The organism is Corynebacterium argentoratense (assembly GCF_021491455.1).
GTDB classification, from domain to species: Bacteria; Actinomycetota; Actinomycetes; order Mycobacteriales; family Mycobacteriaceae; genus Corynebacterium; species Corynebacterium argentoratense_A.
This window is the reverse complement of record NZ_JAKETN010000002.1, coordinates 113,580-126,936: the sequence shown is the minus strand read 5'-3', so window position 1 is coordinate 126,936 and position 13,357 is coordinate 113,580. Positions and strand designations below refer to the sequence as shown.

The window sequence follows — 13,357 nt, the reverse complement described above, 5'->3', positions numbered from 1 at the left end:
CGGAACGTTTTAAAGTTTGGGCGTGTCAGCTATTCTGCTCGGCAAGGTGAACCGCGACGTCAATAATCATGTCTTCTTGACCCCCCACATATCCGCGTCTACCGACCTCACGCAACAGCTCGTCCGCAGGAACCCCATACCTCTCGGCCGCCCGTTCTGCATGCAACAAAAACGAGTTGTACACACCCATCTGCCCTTGAACGATCGATCCCCGGTCCATCGCGGGCAACCGCGGTACCATGGGCTTCAAAACGTCCTCCGCCGCAGACAGAATCTTCTTAGTATCGACGGAATGCTCAATCCCGAGCCGCTCAAAAGCTACAGCCAGTACCTCAGTCGGCGAGTTACCTGCCCCCGCACCGAGACCTGCCAGCGAACCATCAATTTGGCTAGCCCCAGCACGTACCGCCAAGACTGAGTTGGTCACACCGAAACTCATATTTTGGTGACCATGGAAACCAACCTGGGCGTCTCCCCCAACCTCATCGACCAAAGCCTTCACTCGATCAGAAGCCTCCTCCATAATCAGCGCGCCAGCAGAGTCAACAACGAACACACACTGACAGCCAGCATCAACCATGATTCGAGCCTGTTTGGCCAACTCCGCCGGACCAATGCGGTGCGAAAGCATCAGGAAACCCCCAGTTTCCATTCCCATCTCCCGAGCGGCCTCAAAGTGCTTGATAGAAACGTCAGCTTCTGTGCAATGTGTAGCCACCCGAACGATCGATGCGCCACGATCACGCGCTTCTTTCAGGTCCGCAACCGTTCCCAAGCCGGGCAGAAGCAAGCAAGCAATCTTTGCTTGCTTAACTTCGTCCACGGCTGCTGCAATCAGCTCGAGGTCAGACTGCTTCGAAAAGCCATAGTTGAATGAAGAGCCGCCCAGACCGTCGCCATGAGTCACCTCAATCATCTCGACTCCGGCATCGTCAAGAGCGCGAACCACCTTACGAACCTGCTCCTCTGTGTATTGATGGCGGATCGCGTGGGAACCATCGCGCAAAGTAGTGTCATTAATACGAACCATGATTACTCCTGCCCTTCCAGCAATTCCACATACTTATCGGCGGTTGCTACCGCTGCCGCAGTAATAATGTCGAGGTTGCCAGCAAAGTCCGGCAGGTAGTCAGCCGCGCCTCTAACTTCAATCAGGACCGTCACGCGGCCCCATCCATTCCAGTCTTCGCGCCCCCTATCAAACTGTGGCTCGGCAGTCAGGCGATACCCCGGAACATAGGACTGCACGCGTTCAACCATCTCGCTAATGGACTGCCTAATCCTGTCTTGTAATTCACCAGGCTCTGCTGCTTCCGGCGGCAGAGCACAATAGACTGTGTTACGCATCAGCATCGGCGGCTCAACAGGGTTCAGAATCAAAATCGCCTTGCCCTTTTTCGCACCACCAACCTTCTCGAGGGCCCGAGAAGTAGTCTCCATAAACTCATCAATGTTGGCTCGTGTACCAGGCCCCGCAGATCTAGAACTGATGGATGCAACGATCTCGGCATACTGAACATCAACCACCCGGCTGATCGCCGCAACGATCGGGGTAGTGGCTTGCCCACCACAAGTAATCATGTTGACGTTGTCCACCGTCTTCAGCGCATCCAAGTTCACGGAAGGGCAAAAGTACGGACCTACTGCAGCCGGAGTGAGATCGATCGCACGGATGCCTGCCTCGCGATATCGCGGAGCATTGGCCAGGTGCGCATAGGCACTAGTTGCCTCGAACACTAAGTCTGGTCGTTCCCCTTGCTCCAGCAACCAGTCCACGCCACCAGCGGAAGCTTGGATCCCCATCTTTTCAGCCCTGGCCAGCCCGTCGGATTCAGGATCAACGCCGATCATGTATATCGGCTCCACATGCCTGGAGTTTTTCAGCAGTTTCATCAACAAGTCAGTACCGATGTTTCCCGGCCCGACCACGGCAGCAGTATATTTTTTCGTCATTTTTTCTCTTTTCTTCCCCTCACACGAATTCAACGTTGAGCGTTCCGTAGTTGCCGTAATCAATGTGAACTGTCGAACCCGCATTCACTTCTGCTGCACCGCAGAAGCTACCCGATAGCACAATGTCTCCGGCGTTGAGCTCAACACCCACAGAAGTCAGCCAAGCGATTGGCGCCAAGGGGTTTCCCATTACGTCGATGCCAGAGCCCCTACCGGTCTCATGACCGTCGACGCACATCACTGCAGAAACTCTATTGAGTTCGTCCATCCTGACCTCGATAGGCTCATCGCTGAGAAAAACTGCACCGCACGATGCGTTGTCTGCAATAGTGTCAACCAAGCGAATATCCCAGTCGCGGACGCGAGAATCAATGATTTCAACGGCTAGGAAAACCGCGTCCACCGCCTCAGCCACTTGGTCGACCGTTGCATGCGCAGGTAGGTCCTTGGCCAGTCGAAAACCGAGTTCGGGTTCAATCTTCGGCGCAATAAACCTATCGGCTTCCACGGGCCCCTTGAGCACCATAGACTCAGTAAAGAATCCAAAGTCTGGACTATCAACACCGAGCTGCTTCTGCATAGCCTTCGACGTAAGACCGACTTTGCGCCCGACGATTTTATGGCCGCCTGCACGCAATGTAGCTTCCTGGAGTTGCTGAATCTTATACGCTCCTGCAACATCGAGATCTTCGATAACATCGCGCGGCGGTTCCACAGGGGTACGTGAGCTATACGCTGCTAGTAAACCCGCTGCCACCTCTGTAAAAATTTCGTCGCGGCATCCTTCTGCTGTCATAGCTACTTCACCGCCATCACACCGAAACCAGCGATGAACTCGCGAATCGGTCGGTAGTACTCGTACTCCACCTTGTATCCACCTGTGGCCTCATGCATAGCAGAGAACGCAGCTACCCATGAGCGGACTTCATGGGAAGAATGCCCAGCTTGAGCATCCATTTCATCAGCAGTGTAGCTATCAAAACGAGTGGGGTCCGACGCCGCACAAGCATCCATGAACCCACGGTCCCATTCGGGGTTCAGATCCAAGATGTCAGCTTCTCCGCGCGCAAAGGCCTGAGCAGTAGTGATGACACGCTCCTGCCGCGCGTTACGGGCTTCCTCGGTAGGATTACGACCGTTAAGAAGAAGCTTTCGTTGATCCTCAGTGGCAGTTGCCCACTGCGGCACAGGTGGATCATGACTCAAACCGCCAGAGGCAATGAACAAAACGCGCTCATCGCGCCCTTTGAGGTAACTACCTACCGCCTGCCCCATCTTCCGGACACGCTCCATCGGATGGAACGGCCGTGCCACACCATTAACATAAATGGGAACACATGGCTTGGCCGTTATGTCGCCGTAGATGACTTCCATTGGCTGGACAGCACCATGATCGATCTCCATACGCCGCGAAATCGCCATGTCCACACCTGCGTTGATAACGTACTGCGCCATCTCTTCTGAGATCTGGGTCGGCACGTTCAAGGGACCCGCCTGAGAGTTGTAGTCTCCAACGCCAATGGCTTCGTAACCGATGCAGAAGGGCGGCATCAAATCATAGAAGAACCCGTTGTAGTGATCTGGCGCGAAATTAACAATCAAATCTGGATTGAAATCATCAGCGAAGCGACGGGCAATCTCGAAAGCTTCGTTCAGACTGTCGGTAGCCTCCTGGCCCGGATCGTTAATACCCAATAGTGGACTGTGGCTCATTGCGAGCAATGCGAATTCTGCCATGGTCAATCACTGCTCCTAGTCGTTTCGACCCAGCAGAAAGTCCAGCTGGATTTTATTAAAGGTTTCGGTGTCCTCGTACTGTGGCCAGTGGCCACACTCCTCCATCACGGCAAGCTGACCGTTAGGGATCAGATCAGCAATGCGGCGCCCCTCGTCTACCGGGCCAGACGGATCTTTAGTCGTCCACAAAACCAAAGCTGGCACTTCGATCTGTCGCAGATCATCATCGGAGAGCATGTTTCGCTTGCGGATCTCCATATCCTGCAATGCCATGTTCATTTCGCAAGCCATTTTCCAATCAGGCTGCTCGAAGATGCGCTGACGGGTGCGGATGAGATCTGGGGTAACCATGCTTGGGTCTGCCATCAGCCACTCAAGGCGGGCCTTAACGCGTTCCCAGCTTGGATCCTCTGCTGCCTGCATAGACAATGTGTAAAGACGCTCCATCACCTGTGGGTTAGCCATAGTGCCGCCCATGGTGTTGAGGACAATGCGCTCGACACGCTCTGGGTGCAGTTGCGCCAAGCGGGCGGTGGTCCAGCCACCAAGAGATTCGCCTGAGAAGTACGCTTTTTCGACCCCCAGCTCATCCATGATTGCCAGCACTTGTTCGATGTAGTGCTTAATCTCCAGTGGATGCTCCGGCTTCGAAGAGTAACCGTGGCCGATGAAGTCAATCGCGTACACGTTGAAGTGCTCTGAATGAGCAGCGAGATTTCGTGCGTACGCTTCGGCGTGTCCGGTGATCCCGTGAAGCATGAACAGAGTTGGCTTATCGGAGGTGCCTGCATGGAGGTAACGCGTGCGATATCCGCCTGCTTCGATGTAGCCCTGGTCAAAAGCTACCTCTGCTAGGTCGTCCCAAGTGCTGGTGTAGTTCATAGATAGACTCCTTACAAAAACGAGGGGCAGTGTGCTGCACCACAGCTTAGAAAAGTGCCCCCCATGAGTCCTGCACACGTTCCATCCAATGGAACACCAGCAAAGAAACCGCAGGCCCTCCAGGCATGCCCCACTAGGAGTGGCTCACCGCCAACACAGCCGCGAAAGGGCGAGCTGGCGGTACCGGCAGTGCCGGGGTGGTGGCGATGCCGTGGCCGGGTTTTGCCAAGCAAGGTGCAGTACTGGGGCAGCAGATGCGCCGGGGGCGCATGAAAGATGCACTGGTTCTGGCAGATTTGCACCTCGCGCTCCCATTTCCCCAGGTCGCGTTTTTTAAAGGTGCAAATTTGCCCAAACCAGTGCACGCATCCCGCCCACACCCCGTCCTCAGATGCCCAACCGTACAAAAAACCGGCAGATTTACCTCCCCCTCCCCTATTTCCGCAGGTCACTCTCCCCCAAAACCCAAATCTGCCGATTTTCTGTACCCTCCCCACCAAATAGCACCGACGGGGCGGAATGCGCCCGCCATCTAATGGGCTGCAGCTGATCGACCTCAACCACAGCACGCGCCCCACACACCAACCACAGCAGGCGCCCCCCTCGCACCCTCCTCAGTACAAAAACCCGGCAGATTTGCGCCCCAGCCCCCAGTTTCCCCAGCTCGCGCCACCCAAAACACACAATCTGCCGATTTTCTGTACCTTCCCCACCCAAAACAAGCACCAACGGGGCGGAATGCGCCCGCCCCCCACGGCATAGATCGCCGCCGCGACTTACAGCGACGGCTGAACAGTCGGCAAGTTATCGTCTTTCCGGCAATTCCACTGTCACGCGGCACCCGTCCCCATCATTGCGAACACTGACCGTTCCTTGATGCGCCTCGGCCACCATTTGGACTATCGGCAGGCCCAAGCCGGAACCCCCGCCGTGTGCCGACGGTGTGCGTGCCACGCTGCCCCGCCAACCAACATGGAACATGTTGCTCAACGCATCCGCTGAAAGCCCACCGCACTGGTCAAGCACCTCAAATGCAGCGCCTTCTTGTGTGGAACGCACGCTGACCGTGATGGTGGATTCTTCGCCACTGTATTGGATCGCATTCGCCACGATGTTTTGCATCGCTCGGCTGAGCAAGTGCGGGTCGCCATGGACGTCGACGTTGGAGTCACATTCGAGGAGCAAACGCGACCGTCGAGCTTGAGCGAGCGGGGTCAGCTGCCCCACCAGATCGGATGCCAAGTCGCTCAGAGATACGAGCTCATGGTTGACTTCCTCAGAAGATGTCTGCAGGCTGGCCAGCGACATCACGCTGCTGACCATCTCGTTTGTTCGTTCGGCTTCAGCGACAATCATGCGGTAGTAGCGCCCCGGATCGGGGGCCACACCGTCTTCTAAAGCCTCGCCCATCGCCTTAATCCCAGCTAGTGGGGTGCGCAAATCGTGTGAAAGCCAGGTGATCAGCTCTCGACGGCCTGCTTCAACCTCGCGTTGGCGTCGTTCTTTTTCGATCTCCGCCAATGACTGAGCAGCCACCTGTTGTGCTTTCATTGACATGCCCACCCCGAGCACGAGTGCCACAGGCATAGTGGCAGCGAGTATGAGTAGGACAACGCTCTGCCCCTCGATCACCATGAAATGAATACCGACTATGAGGCCTGCAGCGATCGAACCAACAACTGCCAGTGGGCTCAAAATTGACGCCCACCGTAGGCTTTTTCGCGCGATCCGCACGGTCACCAAGGCGCCGAGCATGCCGGTAACTATTGCGGCGGCTACAGCCAAGAGCAGTTCGTTAGCCATCTCAACCTTCCTGTGGTTCCCATCGGTAGCCGGTTCCCCATACTGTGACCAATCGTTGCGGTGCCGTGCTGTCGCTCTCAATCTTGCTGCGCAGACGTCGCACGTGGACAGTTACCGTTGAGGGGTCACCGATTTCCCATCCCCACACAGCCCCCATGAGCTGGTCTCGTGAGAATACTTGGTTGGGGTGGCTCATGAAGTGTGCGAGTAGATCAAACTCCCGCACGGTGAGGGATAGCTCTTCGTCGCCGCTGGATGCTTTCCTTGCCGTGAGATCGACGTGTAGGTCCCCATCGGAAATGACGTCGCGGTCAGGCTCGAGCTCGGCTTTGGCTTTAGTTCTTCTAATGATGGTGTTTGCTCGAAGAACGAGCTCACGGGGGCTAAAAGGTTTGGTCATGTAGTCATCGGCACCTGTTTCAAGCCCCAGGATGCGCTCGGATTCCGTGCCTTTGGCTGTCAACAAAATAACCGGAGTGTCTGGATCCGAGTGCCGCACGCGACGCAGGATTTCTAGTCCGTCCATCGACGGAAGCATCAGGTCCAAGATGAGAAGGTCCCACCGCTGGCTTTGCGCCAGCTGTAGCGCCTGCAATCCGTCGCCGACCTCGGTGACGTCGTATTCTGACGCCTTCAGGTAGTCGACGACGACGCTGCGAACAGTGGAGTCGTCATCGACGACGAGCACTGTGCTGCGGGAGGGTTCGTCAGCCCCCAAAGGTGAATGCATGAGCGGACACTCCTTCATCGAAGGTTAACTTCACCGTGGTTTTCGTACGCGGTTGAGGTAGATGAACGAGGTGGTACAAGCGACTTCCGTCTAGTGTAATACGCCCATCTGTGACGTCGTCGCCGAAGGCATCCGGCTCACCTTCAACCGATACGTGTACTGTTGCGCCTGTTCGACCACTCATCACCAGGTACATTTCCGCACCATCGAACACGTAGGTCAACGTAGCGCCACTCTTGTCAGCGGTGATTTTTTCATCCTGAACATCCCAGTTTCCACCCAGGGTCCATTCGTCGCTGTCCAGTTCCCCCGCGGCGTCATACTCCCCTGTTCCAGAGCGCAGGGGGTGGTCGCCTTGGAAGTTACGTGCACGCTGGGTGCCCAGGTAGGTTTCGGGGGACTGACCAACTCCGGCGGCAAGGCCATTGTCCACCGTGGACACGGGTTGGCGTACATCGAGTAGCTGTTGGATCGCTTTCTCGGTGTCTTCGTATTCGCCTTCACCGAAATGGGTGTATTGCACGTTTCCCTGAGCATCAATCAGGTATTTCGCTGGCCAGTATTTATTTTTGTAGGCGTTCCAGGTAGCGAAGTCATTGTCCAAAGCGACTGGGTATTTGATACCCGCTTCTTCCACGGCACGCTCGACGTTCTTTGGGTCTTTTTCGAAGGTGAATTCCGGTGCGTGCACGCCGACGATCACCAATCCGTCGTCGTGATACTTGTTGTACCACTCGTTCAGATACGGCTGGGTTCGCACACAGTTGATGCAGGAGTACGTCCAAAAGTCCACCAGCACCACTTTGCCTCGCAGTTCATCGATGCTTAACGGATCACTGTTGATCCATGTATCGATTCCCTGAAAGTCTGGGGCGGCAGCACCCGACGACTGTGTAGGAGCTGCGGCGTCGGCGGATGAATCGTCGTTATCGCTGGGGAGCAGTTTGTTTTCGATTTCGGTAAAGGACGGCGCCCATGACACTGCCCATGTTTCGAATTTCTTATCGACTCCGGTGCTCACGGCCAGGCCGATGATGATGAACAGCACGGCGATGCTTCGTTGGAACCATCCTCGGGGGTTGGCCGCCCATTGCACTCGGTCGACAAGCTTCCTGCCGAGTAGAGAAAATGCAAGCAGCGCTCCCCCAACGCCCACGCAGTATAGACCGAGGTAGATCAGTCCCGCCACGGGGCTTGCGGGTAGTACTGTTGCGATCACCCACGCGTAGGTGGGGCTGCAGCTGGAAAACACTGGGCCGAGTGCCGCACCCGTTAACACGGCTGAGGTGACGCGCTTTTCGTGGCTGACTGCGCGGTCAAGGATGTTGTGCGACTTTTGGTCGAAGCCAATAGCGAGCGACACACGCGTCCACAGGTCCGGGAACAGCATAGCGATGCCCAGCAGGACAACGATTACTCCGGAGATGATGCTCCACCAGCGCGGATCAATTCCGATGAGCGCTGTGCTTGCCTTCAATAGCAGTGTGAATGCGAGCAGTGAAGCAATTAATGACGCCGCGACGATGTACGGTCGCGATCGATGTCCGCGTAGGCTGCCTCCGACGATGATCGGTAGGAAAGGCAGCACACAGGGCGCGAGTACTGTGAGCAGACCCGCGCCGAACGACAGTAGCCCAGTGAGAATCATGGGCTAGCCTGCAAGCTTTTCATTCAGTGCCGACGGGTCGGTGATGGACCAGCTGCTGACCTTGTTGCCCTGCGCATCCACCTCAACGAAGGTGTGCTGCATGGTCACTCCGTACTGTTTGCGCAGATCGTTGTGGGAGTCGTAGTCCACGTCGACGACGGTCACGCCAGCGGGGATCACATCGTGCTCGGAGCTTAGGGCGTTCTTGAGTTTCTGGCAGTCGGGGCACCAGGATGCGTCGAAGAAGAGGACGGTTCGGCCGTCGTGGTGCATTGCTGCGTCGGAGTGCTCCATGTACTGCTCGTAGGTGACAAATTCGCCGCCCTTATTCATGGCGTCCTTTTCCATGGAGTCTTTCTTCATGGCGTCCTTTTCCATGGAGTCTTTCTTCATGCCGTCCTTGGCATCTTTGTCCATGGCCGCTGAAGTTTCAGGGGCTTCGGACGACGTGCTCATCGCGCTCGACGTCGCGGAGGTCGACATCATGGCGTCATCTTTTTTGTCTGCATCCGAGCTGGAGCTGCAGCCAGCCAGTGCCAAAGCGGGTAGTAACAATACTGTGAGGTAACTCTTGTGGATTCTCATGATGCCCATTGTAAAGAGCAGAAATTACGAACCCCGGTGGGATATTCTTACGATTCTGTGACAAGGCGCTAAATAAACTATTCTCACTGTCGCCACTGTTCACTGTGATGTGTGGGCAACGAAGAGTACGCGCCTGTATTAAGCGCCTGAGGAGGCACCCCTTGGCGAAAAAGCTGCTAGTTGGTCTTGGTAATCCGGGGCCTCGTTATGCGATGACTCGTCATAATGCGGGCTTTATCGTCGTGGATGCGTTTGTTGACGACCGCGGTGGCCGTTTCGGTACACATAAACGTACGAATGTTGACGTCGCGGAATTCCCTGATGTGATTGTGGTGAAGCCGCGATCGATGATGAATTTGTCGGGCGGGCCTGTAAAAAATGTGGCTTCTTTTTTCAAGGTTCCGCCCGCGGACATCATTGTGGTGCATGACGAGTTGGATCTAGATCTAGGCCAGGTCGTGCACAAGGTGGGGGGCGGCGGAAACGGCCATAATGGGCTGCGCGATATTACTAAGGCGTTGTCTACCCCGGATTATCAGCGGATTCGGGTTGGGATTGGTAGGCCTCCGGGCAGGATGGCTCCGGCGAAGTTTGTGCTGGAGGATTTTTCGAAGCGAGAACGCGACGAGCTTCCGATCGTGGCTGCTGATGCGGCTGATCTGATCGCGACCCTGCTGTAGCGACCTTGCTGTAGCTCGGAGGCACTGCTATCCCATACGGTGACAACTGCCGGGCTACTGCATGGGGCACACCTGGTGTGCAACATCCAGCAGGGTTCCGTCAGCGACGAGCTGAACGGTAGCTTCAATTTCGGGAGAAAGGAACCGGTCAACACCGGGCCCCGCGACGTCATCACGCAACCTGGCGATGACTGCTGCGACGGCGGGCGATGGTTGCTGTTCGCGCATATCGATAGCTCGTGCGGCGGTGAGGATTTCTATCGCCAGCACCCGACGCAAACCATCAACCGCCTTGCGCAGTTTTCGCGCTGCCGACCATCCCATCGATACATGGTCTTCCTGCATCGCGGAGGAAGGAATGGAATCGGCGGAGGCAGGGTTAGCCAGTCGCTTCATCTCCGAAACGATCGCAGCTTGGGTGTACTGGGCGATCATGTGCCCAGAGTCGACGCCTGGATCATCCGCAAGGAATGGATTCAGGCCCCGATTTCGTGCAGGATCGAGGAAACGATCTGTGCGACGCTCTGACATGCTGGCCACATCTGCGGCAACAATGGCCAGGAAGTCAAGTACATAGGCCACTGGTGCACCATGGAAGTTTCCATTAGATCGAACTTCGCCGTCGAGCGTCACCACGGGGTTATCGACGGCTGAGTCAAGTTCGTAACCAGCCACCCGAGCGGCATGGTCGATGGTGTCCCGGAACCCACCAGTAACCTGCGGGGAGCAGCGCACCGAGTAAGCATCCTGCACGTGGCTCGTTTTGAACTCTTCGTAGGCCGCGTCCAGCAAGGGAGATTGCTGGCTAAGGGCAAGGATGTTGGCCGCAGATACTGCTTGACCTGGCTGCGGGCGCAGTGCCTGCAGATGTGGTTCGAACACTCCCGTGGTTCCGCGAAGGCCCTGAACGCTCATAGCGACGGCGAGGTCCGCGGTCTTTGCTAGGTGGCGCAGATCGACGATTGCTAAGCACAGTTGCCCCAGCATGCCGTCGGTTCCGTTGATGAGCGCAAGGCCTTCCTTTTCCCGCAGCACGAGGGGTTCGATGTCGGCGGCGGCGAGGGCTTCCGCTGCGTCCATGGCGCGCCCCTGTGCGTCACGAACTCGCCCCTCCCCCATCAGCGCGAGTGCGCAATGCGATAGCGGAGCTAGATCACCGGAGCACCCGAGCGAACCGTATTCGTGAACGATCGGGGTGATTCCTGCGTTGAGCATGGCAGCGTAGGTATCTGCGACTTCGACGCGTACACCGGTGCGACCCGTCGCGAGTGTCGATAGCCTCAGCAGCATGAGCGCCCGGATTACTTCTCGTTCTACTTCTGGTCCAGAGCCCGCTGCGTGACTGCGCACTAGGCTTCGTTGCAGTTGTGCCCGCTGCTCGTGAGGAATGTGACGTCGCGCTAGTGCGCCAAATCCGGTGGAGACTCCGTAGACAGGTTCTTGCTGTTCCGCCAGCTTATCGATGTGTTGGCGGGTGGCTGCAATGCCTGCGCGCGCTTCATCGCTGAGACGGATGGGTTCGTCGTGTCGGGCAACAGCGACAACATCATCGATCGATAGCGGCCCAGTGCTCACAGTGATCATTAGTGCTCCTTGTTTTTGTGAAAAACGATTCTTGATAATCCGCAGTTTAGGCCACGCGGCGGCCGGCACGATACGTCTGGTGACTCATGGGCATACCTGGCCTATAAGCCAGGTCAATTGCATGAGGGCTACGCAAAACGTGCAGGTCTGCGGCAGCTCCTTCCACCAGGGTTCCTTTGGCCGGTCGCCCCTGGGGGTCCAGCCCGTTGCCTACGTTATGGCGGTCCAGAGCGCGTGCTCCCCCAGCGGTAGCAGCTCGGATTGCTTCATCCAGGGTGAGATGCATTTGGAGCACTGCTGTGCCCACGCAAAAGTTCATAGACGAGGTGTAGGAGGTTCCTGGGTTGAGGTTGCTCGCAATGGCTACGTGTGCTCCTGCATCGATTAGGGTGCGGGCGGGCGCTAGTGGTTGGCGAGTGGACAGATCACAGGCGGGTAGCACGGTCGCGACGGTATTGGAACTCGCTAACGCCTCAATGTCTTCGGCATTGATGTAGTTCACGTGGTCAACGCTCGCGGCTCCTAGTTCTACTGCGAGCTGTACCCCGCTGCCTTCGCCGAGCTGGTTGCCGTGAACGCGGGGTTTCAGCCCACGTTCTTGCCCGGCGCGCAGAACTCGACGGGATTGTTCTTCATTGAAGGCGCCTCGTTCGCAGAAGACGTCGATCCATCGAGCATGCGGTGCGACCGCGTCAAGCATGGGGCCGCAGACTTCGTCCAAGTATGCGTCAGGGTCAGCACCTGGGGGTACGAGGTGTGCCCCGAGGAAGGTGACGTCGTCGACATGAGCCGCAGCGATACGTGCGGCAAGGGCTTCAGATTGTGTATCGAGTCCATACCCGGTTTTGGTCTCGATGGTCGTGGTGCCTCCGGCGTGGGCGTCACGGATGCGTTGTTTGAGCAGTTCGGTGAGGGCATGTTCGCCGGCTTCCCGGGTGGCGTTCATGGTGACTGCTATGCCACCTGCCGCGTAGTCTTTGCCTGCCATTCGTGCAGCGAATTCTTGGCTACGGTCACCAGCGAAGATCATGTGGGTGTGGCTGTCGACCCACCCCGGCAGCACTGCCCGTCCTCCGCAATCAATTGCTTGGTCGGCTGCGGGGGCTTCGTTTGCTGCACCGACCCATTGGATTGTGCCGTTGTGGGTGATGACTGCCCCATTGGTTATGACGCCGCGTTCGCTGACTGTGTGCAGTTCTGATATTCCTGTGAACAGTGTGGATGCCATATGTGCTCCTAGCGAGGTGGTTCTTTCAGAACCGTGTTGAGGACGTAATCGATGTCTTGGTTGGGTTCTGGTGCGCGCCGTGGTGCGACACTGCCTCGCAAGCGTAGAGGGCTCGCTAGTGTCTCAAAGCCGTCTTCTTCACGTGCAATGAGTCCTCTGTGGTTAGCGTGTTCGTTTCTCAGGGCAGTTTTTACACCGAGCACGGGGGCGGTGGGCACACCGTGTTGTTGGAGTGTATGGACTGCTTGTTCAACTGTGAAGCTACGGAGTGCATTGTTGATCTCTGAGCGCATCTCATCACGATGGTTGAAGCGTGCGTAATAGGTCGCGAACCGGGGGTCTTCGAGCCATTGTGTCCGCTCGAGTGCGGTCGCTAATGCGGCGAAGAGTTTGTCGTTGCTGACGGCGATCGGCCGGACTTGGTTTTGGGCCCAGTCTCGCACATGCATCAGTTTGTCGTCTTCGCGCTGCGGCAGGGTCTCTTCGAAGTTGAAATAGTCCCCTTCAGGATAGCGTTGCATGGTCAT

The 13,357-nt window shown here is 56.8% G+C and carries 13 protein-coding genes; 1 reads left to right on the top strand and 12 read right to left on the bottom strand.

Annotated elements, in window-relative coordinates; genetic code table 11:
- Positions 1-25 precede the first annotated feature (25 nt).
- The 9 genes from dmpG to L1C91_RS02995 form a co-directional block, all read right to left on the bottom strand.
- Positions 26-1,030 carry a 4-hydroxy-2-oxovalerate aldolase gene (dmpG, locus tag L1C91_RS03035; protein WP_234857967.1) on the bottom strand — a complete coding sequence of 335 codons (1,005 nt, stop codon included), beginning with the start codon at positions 1,028-1,030 and terminating at the stop codon, positions 26-28.
- A 2-nt stretch (positions 1,031-1,032) separates the two neighbouring features.
- Positions 1,033-1,953, bottom strand: coding sequence for an acetaldehyde dehydrogenase (acetylating) (locus tag L1C91_RS03030; protein WP_234857966.1), 921 nt, complete (start codon positions 1,951-1,953; stop codon positions 1,033-1,035).
- Positions 1,954-1,972: 19 nt separating this feature from the next.
- Entirely contained in the window at positions 1,973-2,749 is a 777-nt protein-coding gene (locus tag L1C91_RS03025; protein WP_234857965.1) for a 2-keto-4-pentenoate hydratase, read from the bottom strand.
- 2 nt (positions 2,750-2,751) lie between these two features.
- The gene (locus L1C91_RS03020) at positions 2,752-3,690 is read right to left on the bottom strand and encodes a 3-carboxyethylcatechol 2,3-dioxygenase (protein ID WP_234857964.1); all 939 of its coding nucleotides are present in this window, start codon (positions 3,688-3,690) and stop codon (positions 2,752-2,754) included.
- Positions 3,691-3,705: 15 nt separating this feature from the next.
- A complete protein-coding gene (locus L1C91_RS03015) occupies positions 3,706-4,572 on the bottom strand; it encodes an alpha/beta fold hydrolase (RefSeq protein ID WP_234653411.1) in 867 nt (288 codons plus the stop codon).
- 804 nt (positions 4,573-5,376) lie between these two features.
- Positions 5,377-6,375, bottom strand: coding sequence for a sensor histidine kinase (locus L1C91_RS03010; protein ID WP_234857963.1), 999 nt, complete (start codon positions 6,373-6,375; stop codon positions 5,377-5,379).
- 1 nt (position 6,376) lies between these two features.
- Positions 6,377-7,105 carry a response regulator transcription factor gene (locus tag L1C91_RS03005; RefSeq protein ID WP_234857962.1) on the bottom strand — a complete coding sequence of 243 codons (729 nt, stop codon included), beginning with the start codon at positions 7,103-7,105 and terminating at the stop codon, positions 6,377-6,379.
- Entirely contained in the window at positions 7,083-8,753 is a 1,671-nt protein-coding gene (locus L1C91_RS03000; protein ID WP_020975937.1) for a cytochrome c biogenesis protein DipZ, read from the bottom strand. The genes L1C91_RS03005 and L1C91_RS03000 overlap by 23 nt, the downstream gene beginning before the upstream one ends.
- Positions 8,754-8,756: 3 nt before the next feature.
- Positions 8,757-9,338, bottom strand: coding sequence for a thioredoxin domain-containing protein (locus L1C91_RS02995; RefSeq protein WP_234857961.1), 582 nt, complete (start codon positions 9,336-9,338; stop codon positions 8,757-8,759).
- A gap of 146 nt (positions 9,339-9,484) precedes the next feature.
- Between L1C91_RS02995 and pth the strand changes: the two genes are divergently transcribed.
- On the top strand, positions 9,485-10,018 hold the full coding sequence (gene pth / locus L1C91_RS02990; protein ID WP_411909703.1) for an aminoacyl-tRNA hydrolase: 534 nt from the start codon (positions 9,485-9,487) through the stop codon (positions 10,016-10,018).
- 54 nt (positions 10,019-10,072) lie between these two features.
- Here pth and hutH read toward each other — a convergent pair whose 3' ends face one another.
- The 3 genes from hutH to L1C91_RS02975 are packed head-to-tail and all read right to left on the bottom strand — an operon-like array spanning position 10,073 to position 13,357.
- Positions 10,073-11,602 (bottom strand): histidine ammonia-lyase, encoded by a 1,530-nt coding sequence (gene hutH / locus L1C91_RS02985; protein ID WP_234857960.1) that lies wholly within the window; start codon positions 11,600-11,602, stop codon positions 10,073-10,075.
- 46 nt (positions 11,603-11,648) lie between these two features.
- Positions 11,649-12,830, bottom strand: a complete 1,182-nt coding sequence (hutI, locus tag L1C91_RS02980) for an imidazolonepropionase (protein WP_234857959.1) — start codon at positions 12,828-12,830, stop codon at positions 11,649-11,651.
- Positions 12,831-12,838: 8 nt separating this feature from the next.
- Complete coding sequence (locus L1C91_RS02975; RefSeq protein ID WP_234857958.1) at positions 12,839-13,357, bottom strand: CoA transferase; 519 nt, start codon at positions 13,355-13,357, stop codon at positions 12,839-12,841.

Excerpts from the sequence above, each read along its gene's own strand:
- dmpG (WP_234857967.1), bottom strand. The coding sequence starts at position 1,030 with ATGGTTCGTATTAATGACACTACTTTGCGCGATGGTTCCCACGCGATC.
- L1C91_RS03030 (WP_234857966.1), bottom strand. The coding sequence starts at position 1,953 with ATGACGAAAAAATATACTGCTGCCGTGGTCGGGCCGGGAAACATCGGT.
- L1C91_RS03025 (WP_234857965.1), bottom strand. The coding sequence starts at position 2,749 with ATGACAGCAGAAGGATGCCGCGACGAAATTTTTACAGAGGTGGCAGCG.
- L1C91_RS03020 (WP_234857964.1), bottom strand. The coding sequence starts at position 3,690 with ATGGCAGAATTCGCATTGCTCGCAATGAGCCACAGTCCACTATTGGGT.
- L1C91_RS03015 (WP_234653411.1), bottom strand. The coding sequence starts at position 4,572 with ATGAACTACACCAGCACTTGGGACGACCTAGCAGAGGTAGCTTTTGAC.
- L1C91_RS03010 (WP_234857963.1), bottom strand. The coding sequence starts at position 6,375 with ATGGCTAACGAACTGCTCTTGGCTGTAGCCGCCGCAATAGTTACCGGC.
- L1C91_RS03005 (WP_234857962.1), bottom strand. The coding sequence starts at position 7,105 with ATGCATTCACCTTTGGGGGCTGACGAACCCTCCCGCAGCACAGTGCTC.
- L1C91_RS03000 (WP_020975937.1), bottom strand. The coding sequence starts at position 8,753 with ATGATTCTCACTGGGCTACTGTCGTTCGGCGCGGGTCTGCTCACAGTA.
- L1C91_RS02995 (WP_234857961.1), bottom strand. The coding sequence starts at position 9,338 with ATGAGAATCCACAAGAGTTACCTCACAGTATTGTTACTACCCGCTTTG.
- hutH (WP_234857960.1), bottom strand. The coding sequence starts at position 11,602 with ATGATCACTGTGAGCACTGGGCCGCTATCGATCGATGATGTTGTCGCT.
- hutI (WP_234857959.1), bottom strand. The coding sequence starts at position 12,830 with ATGGCATCCACACTGTTCACAGGAATATCAGAACTGCACACAGTCAGC.
- L1C91_RS02975 (WP_234857958.1), bottom strand. The coding sequence starts at position 13,357 with ATGACCATGCAACGCTATCCTGAAGGGGACTATTTCAACTTCGAAGAG.